Origin of the sequence: Burkholderia sp. Ac-20392 (assembly GCF_017104585.1) — a bacterium.
Classification (GTDB): Bacteria; Pseudomonadota; Gammaproteobacteria; order Burkholderiales; family Burkholderiaceae; genus Burkholderia; species Burkholderia lata.
Genome location: NZ_JAAGPB010000022.1, coordinates 1 through 22927 on the forward strand (window position 1 = coordinate 1; position 22927 = coordinate 22927).

A 22927-nucleotide genomic window follows, 5' to 3' on the forward strand; every position below is an offset into this window, starting at 1 on the left:
ACCGGCGCGGGCGCCGCTGCCGCCGCACCGGGCGCCGGCTCGCGGCTCGACGACGTGCTCGCGCGCGGCACGCTGCGCGTGTGCACGACGGGCGACTACAAGCCGTATTCGTATTACCGCGCGGACGGCCGCTTCGAGGGCATCGACATCGACATGGCCGAATCGCTCGCGAAGTCGCTCGGCGTGAAGACCGACTACGTGAAGACGAGCTGGCCGAACCTGACCGGCGATTTCGTCGCGAAATGCGACATCGCGGTGGGAGGCGTGTCGACGACGCTCGAGCGCCAGAAGCGCGTGTTCTTCACGCAGCCGTACGTGGTCGACGGCAAGACGCCGATCGTGCGCTGCGCGGACGCCGACAAATACCAGACCGTCGCGCAGATCGACCGGCCGGAAACGCGCGTGATCGTGAACCCGGGCGGCACCAACGAGCGTTTCGCGAAGCAGTATTTCACGCATGCGAACCTCACCGTCTATCCGGACAACGTAACGATCTTCAAGCAGATCCTCGCCGGCAAGGCGGACGTGATGGTGACGGATGCGTCCGAGACGCTGCTGCAGCAAAAGCTGAATCCGGGCCTCTGCTCGGTGCATCCGGACAAGCCGTTCCAGTTCGGCGAGAAGGCGTACATGGTGCCGCGCGGCGACGTCGCGTTCCAGCAGTACGTCGACCAGTGGCTGCATCTCGCGCTGTCGACCGGCGAATACCAGGCGATTTCGGACAAATGGCTGAAGTAAGCAGGCATGCGCGCGGCGGCCGATAGCGGGCACCGACCCCGCTGCCACCGCCGCAAAAGTCGCTGCGCGGCGGCGGCCGAAGTGCCGCCGTTACACTTCGGCGCAGCGTGCCGACGCCCGGAAAATCGGCCCGAAGCCACCGAATTGGCCGAATGGCCGACTTCCGCGCCGGCCAATCACGTTTCAAAATCTTTCTGACGAATGACTCGTCATGCGCAGTATCGGGCGAAAGGCGCATTTTCTCGCGTGCAAATCGGCAATTCGTCGAGCCTGATACGCATGAAAAACGCATCGCGCGCATGCGCTGAAAACGCTGCGGAAAATATGAGTAAAAATGACCTTTTTCAGGCCCTCAAAAACAGCAAAAAATCCCGGAAAGCCTTATCTGGCGGGCGTTACAACCTGAAACACTTTGTTACCGCGAGGGGTCATTAATTCGCCCACAATGGCCTCAACGGTTTCAACACGGATGCGGTCTCGTGTGCCAAGTGTGAGCGGACGCGAAGCGCTGCGAGCCAGTCGGTCACGTACCGAAGCCCTTCCGAGGGGCATCCCTGTTGGAGTCGTTTCCGGCCCCCCGCCGGACTCGGTTTCATCTTTGGTCTCCTCGCGCTAACCCCGTAGCGTGTGGTTTTTAGCGGGCTAATAAGCCCGCTTTTTTTCGTCCATCGAAAGCGCAACGGCCCGCAGGCCGCCGCGTTTTTCCCACCTGCATGCCGCGCTACGCGGTCTTCTGCACGTCGAGCTTCAGTTCCTCGATCATCCGGTCGCGCATCACGAACTTCTGCACCTTGCCCGTCACCGTCATCGGCAGCTCGTCGACGAAGCGGATGTAGCGCGGGATCTTGTAGTGCGCGATCTGCCCGTTGCAGAACGCGCGCACGTCGTCCTCGGTCATCTGCTCGTCCGCGCGCAGCACGATCCACGCGCACAGCTCTTCGCCGTACTTCGTATCGGGCACGCCGAATACCTGCGCGCTCTGAATCTTCGGATGCCGAAACAGGAATTCCTCGATCTCGCGCGGATAGACGTTCTCGCCGCCGCGAATCACCATGTCCTTCAGCCGGCCGACGATGTTGCAGTAGCCGTCCGCATCGAGCGTCGCGAGGTCGCCCGTATGCATCCAGCCGTCCACCAGCACCTCGCGCGTCTTCACGTCGTCGTCCCAGTAGCCGAGCATCACCGAATAGCCCTTCGTGCACAGCTCGCCCGTCGCGCCAACCGGCACGATGCCGCCGCTGGGATCGACGACCTTCACTTCCAGATGCGGCTGAATGCGCCCGACCGTCGTTGTGCGCTTCTCGAGCGGATCGTCGGTGGAGCTCTGGAACGACACGGGGCTCGTTTCCGTCATCCCGTACGCGATCGTGATCTCCGACAGATGCATCTGCGACACGACGCGCTTCATCGTCTCGATCGGGCACGGCGAACCGGCCATGATCCCGGTACGCAGCGTCGACAAGTCGAATTTGGCGAACTCGGGGTGATCGAGCTCGGCGATGAACATCGTCGGCACGCCGTGCAGCGCGGTGCAGCGCTCGTCGGCCACCGCCGCGAGCGTCGCGACCGGGTCGAACGCTTCGCCGGGGAACACCATCGCCGCGCCTTTCGACACACAGGCGAGCACCGCGAGCACCATCCCGAAGCAGTGATACAGCGGCACCGGGATGCACAGCGTGTCCTGCTCGGTGAACCGCATCGCCGTCGCGATCGAGCGCCCGTTGTTGACGACGTTGCGATGCGTGAGCGTCGCGCCCTTCGGGCTGCCCGTCGTACCGCTGGTGAACTGGATGTTGATCGGCTCGCTGGCCGCGAGCGTCGCGCCGATCGCATCGAGCAACGCGGGATCGACGGCCTGGCGGCCGCGCGCCATCAGGTCCGCGAAGCGGAACATGCCGGCGGGCGCGATGTCGCCCATCGACACGACCGTGCGCAGGCTCGGCACGCGCGCCGCATGCAGGTCGCCCGGCGTCGCGGTCGCGAGCTCCGGCGCGATGGTCTGCAGCATCTCGACGTACGCGGACGTCTTGAATCGCTCGGCAGCGATCACGGCCTTGCAGCCAACCTTGTTCAGCGCGTATTCGAGCTCCGACAGCCGGTAGGCCGGATTGATGTTGACGAGCACCGCGCCGATCCGCGCGGTCGCGAACTGCGTGAGCAGCCATTCGCTGCGGTTCGGCGACCAGATGCCGACGCGATCGCCCTTCACGATGCCGAGCGAGGCCAGGCCGGACGCCAGCACATCGACCTCGTTCGCGAACTCGCGCCAGGTCCAGCGCACCTGTTGCTCGCGGAACACGACGGCCGGACGATCGGGAAAGCGGCCGGCCGTATCCAGCAGGAACCGGCCGATCGTCGCTTCGGAGAGCGGCACGTCGGTCGTGCCACGCACGTACGACAAGCCGTTTTCGGGCGCGATCAGCGCGCCCACGCCAAGGTCTGCTGCCATGAATGTCTCCGTCCTTTTTGTCTGATCGGCCTGCACGCGCCTTCGGCGCCCGCCTCCGCCGCGCAATCGCGACGGACGGCCTCAACACGGATGATGACGCGCGCGGCTGACGATACTCTGACAGCAAATCGCGGCCGACGGATGAAATAGCACGACCGGACGGAATGATCCGGCCCGCAAAAAATCAGACGAACACGACGGACGAAAAAAAAGCAGCCCGAAGGCTGCTTTCTTTCGCGGGATACGCGGCGCGGCTCAGTGCCGGCTGCGGATCTTCGCCAGACGCTGGATCGCCTCGAGCTGCGCCATCGCGGTCGCGAGCTCGGATTGCGCCTTCGCGAGGTCGAGATCCGACTTCGCGTTCTGCAGCGTTTCCTCGGCACGCTTGCGTGCTTCCTCGGCTTTCGCCGCGTCGAGGTCCTTGCCGCGAATCGCGGTATCGGCGAGCACCGTCACGGCACCCGGCTGCACTTCGAGAATGCCGCCTGCGACGAACACGAATTCGTCGTTGCCGCCCTCGACTTCGATGCGCACCGCACCCGGACGAATCCGCGTGATCAGCGGCGTGTGACCCGGCAGAATGCCCAGCTCACCCGTTTCGCCCGGCAGCGCGACGAATTTCGCCTCGCCCGAGAAGATCTGCTCTTCCGCGCTGACGACGTCTACTTTGATGGTTGCCATATGGACTCCTGTCGGCGAGAGCGAACGCCTCGCGGCGCCTGCTCTCGTCCCATGCACGGCGGATTGAGCGTGTTGCGGTCGGCGCGGCCAGCCTGACTATCGGTCAATGAAGACCGACACCCCGGCCAGCACGCGCCGTGCGACTCACTCGAATCCTTACGAGATCTTCTTGGCCTTTTCGAAGGCTTCGTCGATCGTGCCGACCATGTAGAACGCCTGTTCCGGCAGGTGGTCGCACTCGCCGTCGACGATCATCTTGAAGCCGCGGATCGTTTCCTTCAGCGGCACGTACTTGCCCGGCGAGCCCGTGAACACTTCAGCAACGTGGAACGGCTGCGACAGGAAACGCTGGATCTTACGAGCGCGCGCGACCGACAGCTTGTCTTCCGGCGACAGTTCGTCCATACCCAGAATCGCGATGATGTCGCGCAGTTCCTTGTAGCGCTGCAGCGTTTGCTGAACGCGACGGGTGATCGAGTAGTGCTCTTCACCGATCACGTTCGGGTCGATCTGACGCGACGTCGAGTCGAGCGGGTCGACCGCCGGGTAGATACCCAGCGAAGCGATGTCACGCGACAGAACGACGGTTGCGTCCAGGTGGCCGAAGGTCGTAGCCGGCGACGGGTCGGTCAAGTCATCCGCAGGGACGTACACGGCCTGAACCGACGTAATCGAGCCCTTCTTGGTCGACGTGATGCGCTCTTGCAGCTTGCCCATTTCTTCAGCCAGCGTCGGCTGATAGCCCACTGCCGACGGCATACGGCCGAGCAGTGCCGACACTTCGGTACCGGCCAGCGTGAAACGGTAGATGTTGTCGACGAAGAACAGCACGTCGAGGCCTTCGTCACGGAAGTGCTCGGCCATCGTCAGGCCGGTCAGCGCAACGCGCAGACGGTTGCCCGGCGGCTCGTTCATCTGGCCGTACACCAGCGCGACCTTGTCGAGAACGTTCGAGTCCTTCATTTCGTGGTAGAAGTCGTTCCCTTCACGGGTACGCTCGCCCACGCCCGCGAACACGGAGTAACCGCCGTGTTCCTTCGCGATGTTGTTGATGAGCTCCATCATGTTGACGGTCTTGCCCACGCCAGCACCGCCGAACAGGCCAACCTTGCCGCCCTTTGCGAACGGACAGATCAGGTCGATAACCTTGATACCCGTTTCGAGCAGTTCGGTCGACGGCGACAGTTCGTCGAACGCCGGAGCCTTCTGGTGGATCGAACGCGTCGTTGCGCTTTCGATCGGGCCAGCTTCGTCGATCGGACGGCCAAGCACGTCCATGATTCGGCCGAGGGTCGGCTTGCCGACCGGCACCGAGATCGGCTTTGCCGTGTTCTTCACGGTCAGGCCGCGGCGCAGGCCGTCGGATGCACCCAGACAGATGGTACGGACAACGCCGTCGCCCAGCTGCTGCTGGACTTCGAGCGTCAGTTCCGAGCCATCGAGAATGAGCGCGTCGTAGATCTTCGGCATGCTGTCGCGCGGGAATTCCACGTCGATAACGGCGCCGATGCACTGTACGATCTTGCCTTCTACCAAAGCAGCAGTACTCATCGCTTTTCCTTTAAATACCTGATTCTTTACTCGCGCAAAGGCGCAGTTGTCGTCCCGGGCGCGCGCTTAAACAGCGGCTGCGCCGCCGACGATCTCCGACAGTTCTTTCGTGATCGCGGCCTGACGGCTCTTGTTGTACACGAGCTGCAGTTCGCTGATCACCGTCTTCGCGTTGTCGGACGCGGCCTTCATCGCGACCATGCGCGCCGATTGCTCGGACGCCATGTTTTCCGCGACGGCCTGGTACACCAGCGCCTCGACGTAACGCACGAGCAGTTCGTCGACGACTGCCTGCGCGTCCGGCTCGTAGATGTAATCCCACGACGTGGCCGGCGTACCGTCATCGGCTTCGAAGTGTTCCGACGACAGCGGCAGCAACTGCTCGATCACGGCTTCCTGCTTCATCGTGTTGACGAAGCGCGTGTAAGCGATATAAACCGCCGACAGCTTGCCTTCCGAGTACAGATCGAGCTGCGTCTTCACGGCGCCGATCAGCTTGTCCAGATGCGGGGTGTCGCCGAGGTGCACGACCTGCGACATCACCTTCGCGCCGAAGCGGTTCAGGAACCCGAGGCCCTTGCTACCGATCGCGGTAGCTTCGACCTTCTGGCCCTTCTCTTCCAGCTCCTTGAACTTCTGCACCGTCGCACGCAGCACGTTGGTGTTCAGACCACCGCACAGACCCTTGTCCGTCGTGACGAGGATGATGCCGGCCGTCTTCGAGCCTTCGTTCGCCACCATGAACGGGTGGCGGTACTCCGGGTTCGCGCGGCTCATGTGCGCGGCGATGGCACGGACCTTGTCCGCATACGGACGAGCGGCGCGCATGCGTTCCTGCGCGCGGCGCATCTTCGATGCGGCCACCATCTCCATCGCCTTCGTGATCTTGCGCGTGTTCTGCACGCTCTTGATCTTGCCGCGAATTTCCTTCATTCCAGCCATAGCTTGCTCCTTGACCGAAGCGGCGCGGGCGCATCAGCACCCGCGCGGCCTCAGTGTGTCACTCGCGGATCAATAGGCACCGGACTTCTTGAAGGATTCGATCGCCGAGCGCAGTGCGCCTTCGTCGTCCTTCGAGAGATCCTTGGTGTCTTCGATGCGCTTGATGAGGTCAGCGTTGCTGGTCTTCAGGCTTTCGCGCAGGCCCTTCTCGAACGACAGCACTTGCTTGACGTCGAGGTCGTCGAGGTAGCCGTTGTTTGCGGCGTACAGCGACACGGCCAGTTCCCACACCTGCAGCGGCTGGTACTGCGGCTGCTTCAGCAGTTCCGTCACGCGGCGGCCGCGCTCGAGCTGCTTGCGGGTTGCTTCGTCGAGGTCCGATGCGAACTGGGCGAATGCCGCCAGTTCACGATACTGCGCGAGGTCGGTACGGATACCGCCCGACAGCTTCTTCACGACCTTCGTCTGAGCGGCGCCACCGACTCGCGACACCGACACGCCGGCGTTGATTGCCGGGCGGATGCCTGCGTTGAACAGGTCGGTTTCCAGGAAGATCTGGCCGTCGGTAATCGAGATCACGTTCGTCGGAACGAACGCGGTCACGTCGCCAGCCTGCGTTTCGATGACCGGCAGTGCCGTCAGCGAACCGCTCTTGCCCTTCACTTCGCCGTTCGTGAACTTCTCGACGTACTCTTCCGACACGCGAGCAGCACGCTCGAGCAGACGCGAGTGGAGATAGAACACGTCGCCCGGGTATGCTTCACGGCCCGGCGGGCGGCGCAGCAGCAGCGAGATCTGACGGTATGCCCAGGCTTGCTTGGTCAAGTCGTCATAAATGATCAGCGCGTCTTGGCCGCGGTCACGGAAGTATTCGCCCATCGTGCAGCCGGCGTACGGTGCGAGGTACTGCATCGCTGCCGAATCCGAAGCCGAAGCGGCGACGACGATCGTGTATTCCATCGCGCCCGTTTCTTCGAGCTTGCGAACCACGTTCATGATCGACGAAGCCTTCTGGCCGATCGCGACGTAGATACAGATCAGGTCCTTGCCCTTCTGGTTGATGATCGCGTCGAGCGCCACCGCGGTCTTGCCGCACTGACGGTCGCCGATGATCAGCTCACGCTGGCCACGGCCGATCGGCACCATTGCGTCGATCGACTTGATGCCCGTCTGCACCGGCTGCGACACCGACTTACGCCAGATCACGCCCGGGGCGATCTTTTCGATCGCGTCGGTCAGCTTTGCGTTGACCGGGCCCTTGCCGTCGATCGGGTTGCCGAGCGCATCGACCACACGGCCGACGAGTTCCGGACCAACCGGGACTTCGAGAATGCGGCCCGTCGTCTTGACGATGTCGCCTTCCGAGATGTGTTCGTATTCGCCGAGAATCACCGCGCCGACCGAGTCGCGCTCGAGGTTCAGCGCGAGACCGAACGTGTTGCCCGGAAACTCGAGCATTTCGCCCTGCATCACGTCCGACAGGCCGTGGATACGCACGATACCGTCGGTCACGGAGATCACGGTGCCCTGGTTGCGAACGTCTGCGCTCGCTTCAAGGCCCTGGATCCGGCTCTTGATCAGCTCGCTGATCTCAGAGGGATTGAGTTGCATTATTCGCTCCTGATAGTCAATTCTGTTGCGTGCCGGCGTGGCGCTCAGGCGGTCAACGCAGCCTGCATCGTTGCGAGGCGCGCGCGAACCGAGGTGTCGAGCACTTCGTCGCCGACCGTCACGCGCACGCCGCCGATCAGCGACGAATCGACTGCGACCGTCGGTTTCAGCTTGCGCTTGAACTTGCGTTCGAGGCCCGAGACGAGACTCTCGAGATCCGCGCCGTTCAGCGGGAACGCGCTCACGATCTCGGCGTCGGCTGCACCTTCACGTTCGTTCTTGAGCGCCTCGAACTGCTCTGCAATTTCCGGCAGCAGCGCGATGCGATGATTGTCGACCAGCATCTGCACGAAGTTCTTCGCTTCTGCGCCAGCCCCGAGCGGCGACTTCACCGCAGCAAGCAGCAACTCGGCTACTTGCGTGCGCGTCACCTTCGGGCTCGACGCGACCGACAGGACTTCCGGCAGACGCGCAACCTGGGCCAGCTCTTGCACGAGCGTGGACCAGGCGGCGATGTCACCGCCCTCGGCCACGCGGAACAGCGCTTCTGCGTAAGGGCGGGCGATGGTTGCAAGTTCGGCCATGATCAGAGCTCGGCTTTCAGTTGATTCAGCAGTTGGGCGTGGGCCGTTTGATCGACTTCGCGCTTCAGGATCTGCTCGGCGCCCTTCACGGCCAGCGTAGCGACTTCACCACGCAGCGCTTCGCGCGCCTTCACGATTTGCTGTTCTGCTTCCGCCTTCGCCTGGGCGATGATGCGGGCGGCTTCAGCCTGGGCGTTGGACTTGATTTCCTCGGCGACCGCCTGGGCACGCTTTTCAGCGTCGGCGATGCGCTGCTGGCCGTCATTGCGGGCCTGCGCGAGTTCCTGGTCCACGCGCTTGTGCGCTGCGTCGAGTTCTGCCTTGCCCTTCTCGGCGGCGGCGAGGCCGTCGGCGATCTTCTTCGAACGTTCGTCGAGGGCGTTGATCAACGGCGGCCACACGAATTTCATCGTGAACCACGCGAGGACCAGGAACACGACCATTTGCGCAAACAGAGTTGCGTTGAGATTCACGGTGTTTCCTTATCTGCTATTCCGGAAAAATGAAACGGTAAGGCGCTCATCGAGTTGCATTCGATCAGCGCCCCAAGTCTCCGTTCCGCCCTGCGCCGGCTTGCGCCGGACGCATATTTCCGAGGGAACCTTAGCCTGCGAGCTTCGCCAGGAGCGGGTTCGCGAACGCGAACAGCATTGCAACACCCACGCCGATCAGGAATGCCGCGTCGATCAGACCAGCCAGCAGGAACATCTTCGTTTGCAGCGGGTTGATGAGTTCCGGCTGACGTGCGCAGGCTTCGATGTACTTACCACCCATCAGCGCGATACCGATACAGGCGCCGATTGCACCCAGGCCAATGATGATGCCGATACCGATGGCGGTCAGACCCTGGATGTTGGCGATGTAAGCTTGCATGATCACTCCTTTGTGAAAAGACTTGGAACTGAGATTTAAAAAACTAAAACGGAAACTCTTTCTTGCACGCCGCGCTTAGTGCTTGTCGTGCGCCTGGCCGAGATACACCAGCGTCAGCATCATGAAAATGAATGCCTGCAACAGAACAATCAGAATGTGGAAGATTGCCCAGACGCTACCCGCGATCACATGGCCAACGAAGCCGAGGAACGTTGCGTCGCCACCGAAGCTCCACATGCTGCCGAGCAGGGCGATCAACAGGAACAACAGCTCACCCGCGTACATGTTGCCGAACAGCCGCATACCGAGGGAGACGGTCTTCGCGAGATATTCGACGATGTTGAGCGCGAGGTTCGGGATCCACAGCAGCGGGTGGGCGCCAAACGGTGCCGACAGCAGCTCATGCACAAAGCCGCCCGCGCCCTTGATCTTGATGCTGTAGTAGATCATCAGGACGAACACGCCGAGCGCGATGCCGAGCGTGCCGTTCAGGTCGGCCGTCGGGACGATGCGATGGTGGGAAATCACGTCCGACAGACCGAGCAGGCCGATCACGCGGCCCGGCAGGTCGACCGGGAGGAAGTCGAGGGAGTTCATCAGCGCGACCCACACGAACACGGTGAGCGCGAGCGGAGCGATGAAGGTACGATTGCCGTGAACGATGGCCTTCGATTGGTCTTCGACCATCTCGACGAGCATCTCGATCGCGCACTGGAAACGGCCCGGCACGCCCGACGTCGCCTTGCGGGCGGCCAGACGCAGCACGAGGATCGTCACGATGCCGCAAACGATCGACCAGAACAGCGTGTCGAGATTCCAGACGTGAATGTCGAAAATCGACGTCTGATGCGAGGTGGAGAAATTCTGCAAGTGGTGCGCAATGTACTCGGACGGATCCGGACCGCGCGTGCCTTCGCTAGCTGCCATATCGTTAATGCCACCCAAATTGTCGAAAATCGTTTTGCCAGTTCCGCAACACGCTATTGCGGGAACGGGCCGGTGCGGTTCGTTGTCGAAACCGCACGCTGCTTGTTCCTTACCGCCAGGCCAGCGCGATCCAGTACGTCTTCAGCACGACGAGGTACGTGACGAGGAACGGCACCCAGTGCACGCCGGACCAGCCGAACGCCACTGCAGTGAACATCCCGATCGTCAGAGCGAGCTTCAGGGCTTCGCCCATCACCCAGCTCATCACGGTGGCCGAGCCACCTGCCTTCAGTCGTGCCACGAATACCGCACTGGGCACCCAGCCGATCGCTCCGCCCAGAAACGCGGATTGCGCAGCGGCGCCCGGCGACTTTGAAAACAGCCACCACGCCAGCGTTGCAACCAGGGACAGAACCACTTGCGCGAACACCACCTTATAGGGGGTCACGCGCGAGGGCTTGCTCACGTTCGGGCCGAACAGCTTTTCGGCTTCTACCCGTGTGAGCGGAACGATATTGTTATCTTGCTGCTCGGCATCCCAGTCATCATCGAATTCGCGCCGCTCGCCGGCCGCTGAAGCGGTGCGTTGCGTGCGCTGATCATCGTGCCTGTCGTCCGGCGCCTGACCCGCCATCGCAATCTTCCGCAAAATCCTTGAACCCGGCCCCAAGCTTTCTGAAAGCTTTCAGGGGTGCCTAGCTAACAAATCCGGGCGATTGTAAGCGATAGTTGCAAGTGATTCAAGGCTTTAGACGCGACAAAAACCTGCGTAAAACGACGCCTCATCATGTGAAAAAACACGCGATTCGACGACGTACGATGACAGTTGTAAGGTCGCTTTTTTGCACCGGTATTTCTTGCCCGAAGAAATCCGGCGACGAGGGAATGGCGAGGAAACGATGCCCGGCGCGGGCGCGGACGGAGCGGCACGATCACCGCCCAGGATCCACGCTGTGACGCGGCGTCGAGCCCGAGTTCAGCACGACGCCCCGAGCAGACGAAACACTGCGATCGTCCGGCCGCGACGGATGCGCGAAATCCGGATCGACGCTGACGCAGCAAATTATCCAATCAGTTGTCATGCCACCACAGTCGATCGACTGTGGATTGCCACACTTATCAACAGCCCCGCACCAGCGGGAATGCTGTGCGCCCCCCCCCCCGCCACCCGAATGGCACGCCTGTGCCACGCACACCGGCGTCGCTCAACCGTGAACGAGCAGCCATGCGCCGAGTGCCGCGCTGGCGAGCGCGAACGGAATCGAGACCAGGTGGAACGGCAGCCACATGCGTGGCTCCTTCGCGAGACGCACAGCGATCAGGTTCGCCAGCGAGCCGATCGCGAAACCGAATCCGCCGACCGATACGCCGAACGCGAGCGCGCGCCAGTCGTGCGTGAACTCCGACAGCAGGATCGCGGCCGGCACGTTGCTGATGCCCTGTGACAGCACGGCACCGGCCGCAAAGATGCGCAGCGGTGAATCGAGATTCGCATGCGCAATCGCGTCATGGATGACGGGCAGCGCAGCCGCGCTGCGCAACACGACGAACATCAGCACGAAGATCAGCAGCAGCAGCCAGTCGATCTTCAGGACTGCGTCACGTTTTACGGCGAGCAGCACGATCGCGACAGCAACCAGGCCCGGCAGCGGATGATGCGCATCGGCGAGCAGCACGAATGCCGCGAACAGCACCGCCGCGATCAGCGCGTGCATGCGTTGCACGGGAATGGCGACGACGTCGCCGGACAGGTCGAGCGGCTTCGCGCGAAACGCGCACGCGGTCAGCACGAACAGCAGCGCCATCAGCGCGATCGCGAGCGGCCCGAGCGTGACCACGAAGTGGCCGAACGACACGCCGCTCAATTGCCACAGGAAAAGATTCTGGGGATTGCCGAGCGGCGTCGCGACGGACCCCGCGTTGACGGCCAGCGCGACGACGATCACGAGCCGCCGGAACGGCAGCGGCGTCAGCGCACGCAGCGACACCATCAGCGGCACGACGACGAACAGCGCGACGTCGTTGGTGAGCCACATCGACAGCAACGCGGCGAATCCGACCAGCAGCATGGCCAAGCCGCGTTCGGAGTGCACGTGATGCACGATGCGGTGCGCGAGCCACATCAGGCAGCCGGACAACTCGAGCGCCTTGGTCAGCATCAAGAGGCCCGCGAGCGTCGCGACCGTCTGCCAGTCGACGCGATCGGCCAATACGGAAAATGGTTGCGGACGCACCCATTGCAGCAGGATCAGGCCCAGCGCGAGCACCGATAGCACGGGCTCCTGCGCAAGCCATCCGAGCCACCGGCGCGGCGCCGGTGCGCCCGTCTCCTCCATGAGCTGCCCGTTACTCTTCGGTTGCGACGTTGCCGCGCAGTCGCACGAGAATGCCCTCGAGCGCGTCGAGGTTGCCGAAGTCGATCGTCACCTGCCCTCGCCCGCGGCGGCCGAGCTTGATCTTCACCGTCGACGCGAGCAGGTCGGACAACTCCTCCTCGAGACGGCGCGTATCGCGGCCGCCGTCGTCCTTCGCGCGCGCCTTCACGGCCGGCACTTCCTTCGTCGTGTGCGTGACGAGCTTCTCGGTCTCGCGCACCGACATGCGCTTGTTGACGACCTGATGGGCGAGCGTGATCTGCGTGGCCGCATCGACGGCGAGCAGCGCGCGCGCATGCCCCATGTCGAGATCACCCGCCAGCAGCATCGTCTGCACCGGCGAAGCCAGGTTCAGCAGTCGCAGCAGGTTCGACACCGCGCTGCGCGAACGGCCGACCGATTCGGCCGCCTGTTCGTGCGTGAAACCGAACTCGTCGAGCAGGCGCTGGATACCATGCGCCTCTTCAAGCGGGTTCAGGTCCTCGCGCTGGATGTTCTCGATCAGCGCCATCGCCGCGGCGGCCTGATCCGATACATCCTTCACGAGCACCGGCACTTCATCGAGGCCCGCCAGGCGCGCCGCGCGGAAACGGCGCTCGCCTGCGATGATCTCGTATTTGTCTGATGAAATGGGCCGTACCAGGATCGGCTGCATCACGCCCTGTGCGCGAATGCTCGCCGCGAGCTCCTGCAGGCTGCCTTCGTCCATCCGCGTCCGCGGCTGGTACTTGCCGGCCTGCAGCTTGCCGAGCGCGAGCGTGTTCGGTGCCCCTTCGATCTTCACCGCTTCGGTGATATCGGCACTGCCGCCGAGCAGCGCTTCGAGGCCACGTCCCAAGCCCTTCTTCTTTGGTACCGCGTTCATGTCTTTCTTCCTCGCTTCGCTCATGTCCGGATCACGACACCTCGAACGCGCGAACGCGGTCGATCATCTCGGCACCGAACTGGAGATACGCTTGCGCACCGCGCGAGCTGCGGTCGAACACGACGCCCGGCAGCCCGTAACTCGGCGCTTCCGCCAGGCGCACGTTACGCGGAATCACCGCGTCGAACACCTTGTCGCCGAAGTGCGCTTTCAGTTGATCGGAGACTTGCTGCTGCAGCGTGATGCGCGGATCGAACATCACGCGCAACAAGCCGATGATCTTCAGGTCACGGTTCATGTTCGCGTGAACCTGCTTGATCGTGTTGACGAGGTCCGACAACCCTTCCAGTGCGAAGTACTCGCACTGCATCGGAATCACGACGCCATGCGCCGCGCACAGCCCGTTCAGCGTCAGCAGCGACAGCGTCGGCGGGCAATCGATCAGCACGAAATCGTAGTCATCGGCCACGCGCTCGAGCGCAGCCTTCAGCCGGCGCTCGCGGTTGTCGATGCTGATCAGTTCGATCTCGGCACCGGACAGCTCGCGGTTCGCAGGCAGCACGTCGTAGGTGACGCCGTCCGGGCGGATGCGCGCGTCGGTCACCGGCACGCCGTCGACCAGCACCTCGTACACGGTCGCTTCGCAAGCAGCCTTGTCGATCCCGCTGCCCATCGTCGCGTTACCCTGCGGGTCGAGATCGATCAGCAGGACTCGTTGCTCCTGCGCTGCAAGGCTTGCGGCGAGATTGACCGATGTCGTCGTCTTGCCGACGCCCCCCTTCTGGTTCGCAACGCAGAAGATCTTTGCCATCGTTGGTGTGTTCCCTTTACCTTCAAACAAACGGCGCGCTACTGCGCGCCCGCCCTTCAATTCGCCTCGTCGACGGTCACTTCGATCAGATGCCGTTCGGCATCGAGCATCGGTACCGCCAGCCGTATCGTCTGCTTCACGCGGCTGCCTTCCGGCAATCGCGCAATCTCGTCGTCCGGATGGACGCCCTTCATCGCCCAGATCGATCCGCCCGGCGCGACCAGATGTCGAGCAAGTTTAACGAAGTCGGACAGATCCGCGAAAGCGCGGGATACGATCATGTCGAATTTTTCCGGCACTTCGACACCCGGCTGCAGCGATTCGACCCGCCCGGTGACCACCGACAGGTTCGCGAGCTTCAGCTCCGCGCGCATCTGAGTCTGGAATGCAGACTTCTTCTGCACGATATCGTTCAGCGTGATCTGCCAGTCCGGCTCGACGATCGCCAGCACGATACCAGGCAATCCGCCGCCCGAGCCGACGTCGAGCACACGGGCCGATGCACGGCCACGCAGATGCGAGACGATGGAGAGCGAATCGAGGATGTGCTGGATCAGCATCTGCTTCGGGTCGCGGATCGCGGTCAGGTTGTAGACCGCGTTCCACTTGCCGAGCAGCGCGACATAGTCGAGCAGCTGGTTGTGTTGTGCATCCGTCAGTGCGAGGTCGAGCGCCGTCGTGCCTTCGACGAGCATCTGTTCCAGTACGTCCCGATTAACCGCCGGCGCGCGACGCGCCGTCATTGTTGCGTCGGGACGGCGCCGTCCCCCTGCTCCGTTGCCGCTTCGGCAGTGCCACTACGGCGGCCCAGGCCGCGGCGCTTCAGGTGCACCATCAGCAGCGAGATCGCGGCCGGCGTGACACCCGAGATACGCGATGCCTGCCCGATCGTTTCCGGTCGGAACTCGTTGAGCTTCTGGCTCACCTCGAACGACAGGCCACGGACTTCGCGGTAATCGATACCGTCCGGCAGGCGCGTGTTCTCGTTCGCATCGTTGCGTTCGATCTCAGAGGCCTGACGCTCGATATAGCCCTGGTACTTGATGCCGATCTCGACCTGCTCCTTGATCTGCTCGAGCAGCACCGGATCGTCGGCCAGCGGCTCTGCGGAACCGCATTCGCCCCCCTTCAGGCCACACACGCCGTCGTAGCTGATACCCGGGCGGCGCAGCAGCTCGGCGAGGCTGTATTCGTGATCGATCGCCTTGCCGAGGAGCGCGGTCGCTTCTTCCGGCGGCAACGTCTTCGGCGTGACCCACGTCGACTTCAGGCGTTCGGTTTCACGTGAAACAGCGTCGCGCTTTCGGCTGAATGCGTCCCAGCGCGCGTCGTCGACGAGCCCCAGCTCGCGGCCGACCTCGGTCAGGCGCATGTCGGCATTGTCTTCACGCAGGCTGAGGCGATACTCGGCGCGGCTTGTGAACATCCGGTACGGCTCGGCCACGCCACGCGTTACGAGATCGTCGACCAGCACGCCAAGGTACGCCTGGTCACGGCGCGGGCACCATGCGTCCTTCTCCTGCACGTAGCGGCCCGCATTAAGGCCGGCCAGCAGCCCCTGCGCGGCCGCCTCTTCATAGCCGGTCGTCCCATTGATCTGGCCCGCAAAGAACAACCCGTTGATCGCCTTCGTCTCAAGCGACGCCTTCAGCGCGCGCGGGTCGAAGTAGTCGTACTCGATCGCGTAGCCGGGGCGCAGGATATGCGCGTTCTCGAGGCCGAGCATCGAGTGCACGAGCTCGAGCTGGACGTCGAACGGCAGGCTCGTAGAGATCCCGTTCGGGTAGAACTCGTTGGTCGTCAGCCCTTCCGGCTCGAGGAAGATCTGGTGCGATTCCTTCGATGCGAACCGGTGGATCTTGTCCTCGATCGACGGGCAATAGCGCGGCCCGACGCCTTCGATCACGCCTGTATACATAGGCGAACGGTCGAGGCCCCCACGAATGATGTCGTGCGTGCGTTCGTTCGTGTGCGTGACCCAGCACGGCAGCTGCTGCGGATGCTGCTCCGCACGCCCCAGGAACGAGAAGACGGGGACCGGATCGAGGTCGCCCGGCTGTTCGGTCAGCTTCGAGAAATCGATCGAACGGCCATCGATACGCGGCGGCGTACCGGTCTTCAGACGGCCCTGCGGCAGCTTCAGCTCCTTCAGGCGCGACGACAGCGACACGGCCGCCGGATCGCCCGCGCGACCGCCCGTGTAGTTGTTCAGGCCGACGTGGATCTTGCCGTCGAGGAACGTACCGGCGGTCAGCACGACCGCGCGGGCGCGGAAGCGGATGCCGATCTGCGTGACGGCGCCCACCACGCGGTCGCCTTCGACCATCAGGTCGTCGACGGCCTGCTGGAACAGCCAGAGGTTCGGCTGGTTCTCGAGCCGGTGACGGATCGCGGCCTTGTACAGGATGCGATCGGCCTGCGCACGCGTCGCGCGCACAGCCGGGCCCTTCGACGAATTGAGGATCCGGAACTGAATGCCGCTCTCGTCCGTCGCGGCAGCCATTGCGCCGCCCAGCGCATCGACTTCCTTGACCAGATGGCCCTTGCCAATGCCGCCGATCGACGGATTGCAGCTCATCTGCCCAAGCGTTTCGATGTTGTGGGTCAGCAGCAGTGTCTTTGCGCCCATGCGGGCGGACGCCAGCGCGGCTTCGGTGCCGGCATGACCGCCACCGACGACGATGACGTCAAATTCTGTGGGAAAAAGCATGGTGGATTCCGTCCGCAGGACTGCGCACGAACCTATCTGAGAAATGTATGGGCCGAATTATAGCGGGTTCGCTTTTCACCCGAATGCCGTCCGAATGGTAGGGTCTGTGCAATTCGACGATTTTTCGGCGATGGCCAGATGAATCTGTGGTCCAGGGCCCACTTCCGCAAAGCTTCCAGCCCGCCTGCCGCACATCGTTGCACCTGTGCAGAGATCCATTTGTCGGGAAATTTCACGTGGAACATACAACCCGTTCGAGGCCTGTGCCCACCCAACTTCCCGGACGAAACACTCTGTGCGACCACACCCACCCTCTTCCTCACAGAATTTCCGTCGGTTCGCTCGATACTTATCCCCTGTGACGCGGCACATCGTCGGCCTGTGGAACAAGCGGCAACCTCCCACGAGCGACATACCGAATCGTCATCTGTGCCGTGGACACCTCAGCCACTGCTAACGCACAGCGCTTTTGATTGTTCCTCCGGCACTTATCCCCTGGTTGTTAACTGTGGATGTATCGGCATCACATCTCACCCCAAAAACAAAAACGGCGTGTTTCACGTGAAACACGCCGCCCGTTTCCCGCCAACCGCACCTACGATCAAGCCGTTTTCTTCGCCAACCCGAGGTACGTTTCGATCACGCGCGGATTCTGCGCAAGTTCCGCCGCCGGCCCTTCCAGCGCAAACTCCCCCGTCTCCAGCACGTAGCCGTAGTCGGAAATCTGCAGCGCCGCCCGCGCATTCTGCTCGATCAGCAGCGTCGCCACACCCGTACCGCGCAACGCGCTGATGATATGAAAGATCTCCTTCACGATCAGCGGCGCCAGCCCGAGGCTCGGCTCGTCGAGCATCAGCAGGTCGGGCTTGCCCATCAGCGCGCGGCCAACCGCGAGCATCTGCCGCTCGCCGCCGGACAACGTGCCCGCTGCCTGCTTGCGCCGCTCCTTCAGCCGCGGAAACAGCGCGAACACGTGATCGAGCTGGTCGAGGAAGTTCGCTTCACCGGCCTGCTTGCGCCGATACGCACCGAGCACGAGGTTGTCTTCGACCGTCATCGTGCTGAACAGCTCACGCTTTTCCGGTACGAGGCACATCCCGCGCGCGACGCGCTGCTCCACCGGCAACGCACCGACATCGTGACCGCGATACACGACCGCGCCCGAAGCATGCCCGGTCACCGGCAGCGCGCCCATGATCGCGTTCAACAGCGTCGATTTGCCAGCCCCGTTCGGGCCGATCACGCTGACGATCTGCCCCGCACCAACCTTGATCGCCGCGCCATGCAGCGCCTCGACCTTCCCGTACCGGACCGCCAGCCCGCTCACTTCGAGAATCGGCATCGTCGTGTCCGTCATCACTCCACCCCGCCCAGATACGCTTCGAGCACGGCCGGGTCCTGCTGCACATCCTGCGGCAGCCCTTCCGCGATCCGCGTGCCGAATTCCATCACCACCAGCCGGTCGGTGAGGTTCATCACGAAATCCATGTCGTGTTCCACGAGCAACACGCTCATACCTTCCGCCTTCAGCCGCCGCAGCAGGTCGGCGAGTTGCTGCTTCTCCTGATAACGCAGCCCGGCGGCCGGCTCGTCGAGCAGCAACAGCGTCGGGTCGCAGCACAGCGCCCGTGCGATTTCGAGAATCCGCTGCTGGCCCAGCGCGAGACTGCCCGCTTCGTCGTACATGTGCTTTTCGAGCCCGACCCGGCGGATCTGCTGTGCGGCTTCGGCCAGCAACTGCGCTTCCTCGTGGGCATTGAGCCGCGCGACGCTGCGCCACACACCGGTACGGCCGCGAAGGTGCGCACCGATCGCGACGTTCTCGAGCACCGTCATCGCCGGCAACAGCTTCACGTGCTGGAACGTCCGGCCGATGCCGCGGCGAACGATCTGGCGCGATGTCAGCCCGTCGATGCGCTCGCCACGGAACGTGATCGTGCCGCCCGTCGGCTTCAGCACGCCCGTCACGAGGTTGAACGTGGTCGACTTGCCGGCGCCGTTCGGGCCGATCAGCCCGATGATCTGCCCCGCTTTCACATCGAAGCTGACGTCATTGACGGCCACGAGCCCGCCGAACTGCTTGCGCGCGTTGTCGACGACGAGCAGCGGCTCGCCGGCCGTCGGCTTCGCACGTTGCGGCAACGGATCGGCATGCTCGGGCACGTGCGCACGCGGCCCGCGGGGGAACAGCCTGGCGACGAACGGCCACACGCCCTGGCGTGCGTACTGCAGCAGCAGCACCATCAGCACGCCGAACACGATGATCTCGAAGTTGCCTTCCGAGCCGAGCAGCTTCGGCAGCAGCGTCTGCAGGTAGTCCTGCAGCACGGTCAGGATCGCCGCACCGAGCACCGCGCCCCACACGTGCGACACGCCGCCCACCACGGCCATGAACAGGAACTCGATCCCGTGGTTCAGCCCGAACGGCGTCGGGTTCACCGCACGCTGCAGGTGCGCGTACAGGAAGCCCGATACGGCCGCGAGCACGGCCGCATAGACGAAGATCACGACGCGCATCCACGCGGTGTTCACGCCCATCGCCTCGGCCATCACGCCACCGCCGCGCAGCGCGCGAATCGCGCGGCCCGGGCGGCTGTTCAGCAGGTTCTGCACCGACACGATCGCGGCCAGCACGACGGCCCAGATCAGGAAGTACAGGCTGCGCCCGCTTTCTAGCTCGATGCCGAACAGGTTCAGCACCGGAATCCCGTTGATCCCGTCGTACTTGCCGAGCAGTTCGAGGTTGCCGAACAGGTAGAACAGCGCGAGGCCCCACGCGATCGTGCCGAGCGGCAGGAAGTGGCCGGACAGCCGCATCGTGACCGCGCCGAGCACGAGCGCGACGAGCGCCGTCAGCACGACGCCGACGATCAGCGCGAGCCACGGCGACACGCCGTAGCGCGTCGTCAGGAGCGCGGTCGCATAGGCGCCGATGCCGACGAACGCGGCCTGCCCGAAGCTCGTCATCCCGCCGACCCCCGTGAGCAGCACGAGGCCGATCGCGACGATCGCGTAGAGGCCGATGTAGTTCAGCAGCGTGATCCAGTATTCAGGCACCTGCAGCGCGCCGGGCAGCACCGGCAGCGCGAACAGCACCACGAGAAACACCCAGAAGGTCTTGTTGCGTACCATCGTCTTCATCGCGTCACTCCTCTTCCTCTTCCGCGTGCGGCGTGGCGAAGCTCCGCCACAGCAGCACCGGAATGATCAGCGTGAACACGATCACCTCCTTGTAGGCGCTCGCCCAGAACGACGAATACGATTCAAGCACGCCGACGAGCAGCGAGCCGGCGGCCGCGAGCGGATAGCTGACAAGCCCGCCGATGATCGCGCCGACGAAACCCTTCAGGCCGATCAGGAAGCCCGAGTCGTAGTAGATCGTCGTCAACGGGCCGACGAGGATCCCGCACAACACGCCGAGCCCCGCCGCGAACGTGAACGCGAGCCGCCCTGCCTCGGTCGTGCCGATACCGACGAGCCGCGCGCCGAGACGGTTCACCGACGTCGCGCGCAGCGCCTTGCCTGCGATCGTGCGGCCGAAGTACACATAGAGCGCGCCGATCAGCACGAGCGCCGTCACGACGACCAGGATGCTCTGCACCGACACGGTCATGCTGCCGATCGACAGCGACGCATCCGAGAAGCCGTTGGTGCGCGAACCTTCCGCGCCGAACATCACGAGCCCGAGGCCGACCATCGCGAAGTGGACGGCGACCGACACGATCAGCAGCAGCAACGTCGTGCCTTCGGCGATCGGCTGGTACACGAGCCGGTAGACGAACGGCCCCATCGGCACGACGATCGCGAGCGTCAGTGCGATCTGCGCCAGCATCGGCAGCGGCTGCACGGCGAAGCTGCGCGTGATCGCGAACACCGCGAGCGGCAGCAGGATGTAGCGGCTGCCGAGTGTCGCAAGCGTGCGGCCGAGCTGATGGCGCCGTTCGCGATGGCGGATCAGGCCGCCGACTTCGAGCAGGAAGCACGCGATGCCCATCACGAACAACAGCCAGCAGGTGGCGGGAAATTTCTGCGCCTGCAACGCGGCAAGCGTCAGCGCACCGTAGGCGACGAATTCGCCCTGGGGAATGAAGATCACCCGCGTGACGGAAAATACCAGCACGAGCGCCAGCGACAGCAATGCATATATGGCGCCGGTCGTGATGCCGTCTTGCGCGAGGATCGCTGCAATCGAGAGATCCATACGTTTCGTGTATCGAGAATGCTGCGGAGAAACGAAAGACGGGACGGCCGGGGCGCGGACGGCAGGGTCGACGCGTCGGGCGCCATGCAGGCGGCCCCGGCGGTTCCAGGCGGCACGGTCGCGGGCCCGTCAGGCCCGGCGCCCTGCCGACGGCATGCACGGCGCCATTCGCGCCGCGCACGCCGGTTTCACGTGATGCTTACTCGGCCTGCAGCTTCCACTTGCCGTCGACGATCTGCACCATCACGCGCGCACGCGTGTCGAAGCCATTGTGATCGGTCGGCGTCATGTTGATCACGCCGTGCGACACGGGCAGGTCCTTCACGTTCTCGATCGACGCGCGCAGCGCCTCGCGGAACGCCTCGGTGCCCGGCTGGCCCTTCTTCAGCGCTTCCGGAATCGCACGCTGCAGCAGCAGCCCGGCATCCCACGCATGGCCGCCGAACGTCGCGAGCGAGCCCGCGCCGTACGCCTTCTCGTACGCGGCCTTGTAGCCGAGCGCCGGCTTCTTCACCGGATTCGAATCGGGCAGCTGGTCGGTCACGAGCACCGGGCCGGCGGGCAGGATCTCGCCTTCGCAGTCCTTGCCGCACACGCGCAGGAAGTCGTTGTTCGCGACGCCGTGCGTCTGGTACACCTTGCCCTTGTAGCCGCGCTCCTTCAGCGTCTTCGCCGGCAGCGCCGCCGGCGTGCCCGAGCCGGCGATCAGCACCGCATCCGGGTTCGAGCCCATCAGCTTCAGCACCTGCCCCATCACCGATGCGTCGGTGCGGTTGTAGCGCTCGTTCGACACGACCTTCAGGCCGTTCTTCGCGGCCGCCGCGTCGAACGTTTTGTACCAGCTGTCGCCGTACGCATCGGCGAAGCCGATGAAGCCGACCGTCTTCACGCCGTGCTTCGCCATGTAGCCGGCGATCGCGTCGGCCATCAGCTGGTCGTTCTGCGGCACCTTGAACATCCACGCGCGCTTCGCGTCCATCGGCGAGATGATCTGGGCGCTCGCCGCGAGCGAGATCGTCGGCGTCTTGCCCTGCGACACGGGGTCGAGCATCGCGAGCGAGTTCGGCGTGACGGACGAACCGATGATCGCGTCGACGTGATCTTCATCGATCAGCTTGCGCACGTTCTGCACCGCGCGGCTCGTGTCGGATGCGTCGTCGAGCACGATGTACTGCACGCTCTTGCCGGCGATTTCCTTCGGCAGCAGCGCGATCGTGTTCTTTTCCGGAATCCCGAGCGACGCGGCCGGCCCGGTGGCCGACAGCGTCACGCCGATCTTCACCTGCGCCGACGCCGTTGCCGCCGCACACACGAGGCCCGCGGCGAGCACGGCCTCCATCCATCGATTCATCTTCATTTACGTTGTCTCCAAACGCTGCTCGAAAAAGCCACGGGTCGCTCGGGCGGCTCCCGGTCCCCAAAACAAGTTAATAATTTAACTATCTCGCCTTGCCACGCCTACGCTCGTTTTCCCGTGAAACACCTCACCTTCAACCACGCACGGACAGCGCCGCGCGCGGACGCACCAGCCGGCGGTCGAAACGGTCGTTCGATCGTCACGATGCGCAGCAGCGGTGTCGTCTGGATGAAGAAAGCGGAGAAATGCGGA

20 protein-coding genes are annotated in these 22927 nt (G+C 63.7%); 1 reads left to right on the top strand and 19 read right to left on the bottom strand.

The window, feature by feature from the left end; genetic code table 11:
* A partial coding sequence (locus G3N99_RS05340; RefSeq protein ID WP_206121852.1) for a transporter substrate-binding domain-containing protein occupies positions 1 to 738 on the top strand: 738 nt, incomplete at its 5' end.
* 721 nt (positions 739 to 1459) lie between these two features.
* Here G3N99_RS05340 and G3N99_RS05345 read toward each other — a convergent pair.
* From G3N99_RS05345 to G3N99_RS05435, 19 genes are all read right to left on the bottom strand, one after another.
* Positions 1460 to 3187: an AMP-binding protein gene (locus G3N99_RS05345; RefSeq protein WP_206121853.1), complete on the bottom strand. Its 1728-nt coding sequence runs from the start codon at positions 3185 to 3187 to the stop codon at positions 1460 to 1462.
* Between the two features lie 255 nt (positions 3188 to 3442).
* Complete coding sequence (locus G3N99_RS05350) at positions 3443 to 3868, bottom strand: F0F1 ATP synthase subunit epsilon (RefSeq protein WP_006477288.1); 426 nt, start codon at positions 3866 to 3868, stop codon at positions 3443 to 3445.
* A 156-nt stretch (positions 3869 to 4024) separates the two neighbouring features.
* Positions 4025 to 5419 carry a F0F1 ATP synthase subunit beta gene (gene atpD / locus G3N99_RS05355; RefSeq protein WP_174940224.1) on the bottom strand — a complete coding sequence of 465 codons (1395 nt, stop codon included), beginning with the start codon at positions 5417 to 5419 and terminating at the stop codon, positions 4025 to 4027.
* Between the two features lie 66 nt (positions 5420 to 5485).
* Positions 5486 to 6361 carry a F0F1 ATP synthase subunit gamma gene (atpG, locus tag G3N99_RS05360; RefSeq protein WP_174940226.1) on the bottom strand — a complete coding sequence of 292 codons (876 nt, stop codon included), beginning with the start codon at positions 6359 to 6361 and terminating at the stop codon, positions 5486 to 5488.
* A 69-nt stretch (positions 6362 to 6430) separates the two neighbouring features.
* Positions 6431 to 7972, bottom strand: a complete 1542-nt coding sequence (atpA, locus tag G3N99_RS05365; protein WP_011350525.1) for a F0F1 ATP synthase subunit alpha — start codon at positions 7970 to 7972, stop codon at positions 6431 to 6433.
* Between the two features lie 44 nt (positions 7973 to 8016).
* Positions 8017 to 8556, bottom strand: coding sequence for a F0F1 ATP synthase subunit delta (locus G3N99_RS05370; RefSeq protein ID WP_206121854.1), 540 nt, complete (start codon positions 8554 to 8556; stop codon positions 8017 to 8019).
* 2 nt (positions 8557 to 8558) lie between these two features.
* A complete protein-coding gene (locus tag G3N99_RS05375) occupies positions 8559 to 9029 on the bottom strand; it encodes a F0F1 ATP synthase subunit B (RefSeq protein ID WP_011350523.1) in 471 nt (156 codons plus the stop codon).
* 130 nt (positions 9030 to 9159) lie between these two features.
* A complete protein-coding gene (gene atpE, locus G3N99_RS05380; protein ID WP_122167899.1) occupies positions 9160 to 9429 on the bottom strand; it encodes a F0F1 ATP synthase subunit C in 270 nt (89 codons plus the stop codon).
* A gap of 75 nt (positions 9430 to 9504) precedes the next feature.
* Positions 9505 to 10356, bottom strand: coding sequence for a F0F1 ATP synthase subunit A (atpB, locus tag G3N99_RS05385; protein ID WP_011350522.1), 852 nt, complete (start codon positions 10354 to 10356; stop codon positions 9505 to 9507).
* Positions 10357 to 10465: 109 nt separating this feature from the next.
* A complete protein-coding gene (locus tag G3N99_RS05390; protein ID WP_046550074.1) occupies positions 10466 to 10990 on the bottom strand; it encodes an ATP synthase subunit I in 525 nt (174 codons plus the stop codon).
* 571 nt (positions 10991 to 11561) lie between these two features.
* On the bottom strand, positions 11562 to 12692 hold the full coding sequence (locus G3N99_RS05395; RefSeq protein ID WP_206121855.1) for an SLC13 family permease: 1131 nt from the start codon (positions 12690 to 12692) through the stop codon (positions 11562 to 11564).
* Between the two features lie 10 nt (positions 12693 to 12702).
* Positions 12703 to 13596, bottom strand: coding sequence for a ParB/RepB/Spo0J family partition protein (locus tag G3N99_RS05400; protein ID WP_041492996.1), 894 nt, complete (start codon positions 13594 to 13596; stop codon positions 12703 to 12705).
* Positions 13597 to 13627: 31 nt separating this feature from the next.
* Positions 13628 to 14407, bottom strand: coding sequence for an AAA family ATPase (locus G3N99_RS05405; RefSeq protein ID WP_174940232.1), 780 nt, complete (start codon positions 14405 to 14407; stop codon positions 13628 to 13630).
* A gap of 56 nt (positions 14408 to 14463) precedes the next feature.
* Positions 14464 to 15150: a 16S rRNA (guanine(527)-N(7))-methyltransferase RsmG gene (gene rsmG, locus G3N99_RS05410; RefSeq protein WP_174940234.1), complete on the bottom strand. Its 687-nt coding sequence runs from the start codon at positions 15148 to 15150 to the stop codon at positions 14464 to 14466.
* Complete coding sequence (gene mnmG, locus G3N99_RS05415; RefSeq protein WP_206121856.1) at positions 15147 to 17117, bottom strand: tRNA uridine-5-carboxymethylaminomethyl(34) synthesis enzyme MnmG; 1971 nt, start codon at positions 17115 to 17117, stop codon at positions 15147 to 15149. The genes rsmG and mnmG overlap by 4 nt, the downstream gene beginning before the upstream one ends.
* A gap of 601 nt (positions 17118 to 17718) precedes the next feature.
* On the bottom strand, positions 17719 to 18474 hold the full coding sequence (locus G3N99_RS05420) for an ABC transporter ATP-binding protein (RefSeq protein ID WP_174940238.1): 756 nt from the start codon (positions 18472 to 18474) through the stop codon (positions 17719 to 17721).
* Positions 18474 to 20258 carry a branched-chain amino acid ABC transporter ATP-binding protein/permease gene (locus G3N99_RS05425; protein WP_174940240.1) on the bottom strand — a complete coding sequence of 595 codons (1785 nt, stop codon included), beginning with the start codon at positions 20256 to 20258 and terminating at the stop codon, positions 18474 to 18476. Before G3N99_RS05425 ends, G3N99_RS05420 begins: the two co-directional genes overlap by 1 nt.
* A gap of 4 nt (positions 20259 to 20262) precedes the next feature.
* Positions 20263 to 21318, bottom strand: coding sequence for a branched-chain amino acid ABC transporter permease (locus G3N99_RS05430; protein WP_174945247.1), 1056 nt, complete (start codon positions 21316 to 21318; stop codon positions 20263 to 20265).
* A gap of 199 nt (positions 21319 to 21517) precedes the next feature.
* Positions 21518 to 22675: an ABC transporter substrate-binding protein gene (locus tag G3N99_RS05435; protein ID WP_011350511.1), complete on the bottom strand. Its 1158-nt coding sequence runs from the start codon at positions 22673 to 22675 to the stop codon at positions 21518 to 21520.
* Positions 22676 to 22927 lie beyond the last annotated feature (252 nt).

Excerpts from the sequence above, each read along its gene's own strand:
- G3N99_RS05350 (WP_006477288.1), bottom strand. The coding sequence starts at position 3,868 with ATGGCAACCATCAAAGTAGACGTCGTCAGCGCGGAAGAGCAGATCTTC.
- G3N99_RS05435 (WP_011350511.1), bottom strand. The coding sequence starts at position 22,675 with ATGAAGATGAATCGATGGATGGAGGCCGTGCTCGCCGCGGGCCTCGTG.
- G3N99_RS05430 (WP_174945247.1), bottom strand. The coding sequence starts at position 21,318 with ATGGATCTCTCGATTGCAGCGATCCTCGCGCAAGACGGCATCACGACC.
- G3N99_RS05420 (WP_174940238.1), bottom strand. The coding sequence starts at position 18,474 with ATGACGGACACGACGATGCCGATTCTCGAAGTGAGCGGGCTGGCGGTC.
- atpD (WP_174940224.1), bottom strand. The coding sequence starts at position 5,419 with ATGAGTACTGCTGCTTTGGTAGAAGGCAAGATCGTACAGTGCATCGGC.
- G3N99_RS05395 (WP_206121855.1), bottom strand. The coding sequence starts at position 12,692 with ATGGAGGAGACGGGCGCACCGGCGCCGCGCCGGTGGCTCGGATGGCTT.
- G3N99_RS05425 (WP_174940240.1), bottom strand. The coding sequence starts at position 20,258 with ATGAAGACGATGGTACGCAACAAGACCTTCTGGGTGTTTCTCGTGGTG.
- rsmG (WP_174940234.1), bottom strand. The coding sequence starts at position 15,150 with ATGACGGCGCGTCGCGCGCCGGCGGTTAATCGGGACGTACTGGAACAG.
- G3N99_RS05370 (WP_206121854.1), bottom strand. The coding sequence starts at position 8,556 with ATGGCCGAACTTGCAACCATCGCCCGCCCTTACGCAGAAGCGCTGTTC.
- G3N99_RS05405 (WP_174940232.1), bottom strand. The coding sequence starts at position 14,407 with ATGGCAAAGATCTTCTGCGTTGCGAACCAGAAGGGGGGCGTCGGCAAG.
- atpE (WP_122167899.1), bottom strand. The coding sequence starts at position 9,429 with ATGCAAGCTTACATCGCCAACATCCAGGGTCTGACCGCCATCGGTATC.
- G3N99_RS05345 (WP_206121853.1), bottom strand. The coding sequence starts at position 3,187 with ATGGCAGCAGACCTTGGCGTGGGCGCGCTGATCGCGCCCGAAAACGGC.
- mnmG (WP_206121856.1), bottom strand. The coding sequence starts at position 17,117 with ATGCTTTTTCCCACAGAATTTGACGTCATCGTCGTCGGTGGCGGTCAT.
- G3N99_RS05390 (WP_046550074.1), bottom strand. The coding sequence starts at position 10,990 with ATGGCGGGTCAGGCGCCGGACGACAGGCACGATGATCAGCGCACGCAA.
- atpG (WP_174940226.1), bottom strand. The coding sequence starts at position 6,361 with ATGGCTGGAATGAAGGAAATTCGCGGCAAGATCAAGAGCGTGCAGAAC.
- atpB (WP_011350522.1), bottom strand. The coding sequence starts at position 10,356 with ATGGCAGCTAGCGAAGGCACGCGCGGTCCGGATCCGTCCGAGTACATT.
- atpA (WP_011350525.1), bottom strand. The coding sequence starts at position 7,972 with ATGCAACTCAATCCCTCTGAGATCAGCGAGCTGATCAAGAGCCGGATC.
- G3N99_RS05400 (WP_041492996.1), bottom strand. The coding sequence starts at position 13,596 with ATGAACGCGGTACCAAAGAAGAAGGGCTTGGGACGTGGCCTCGAAGCG.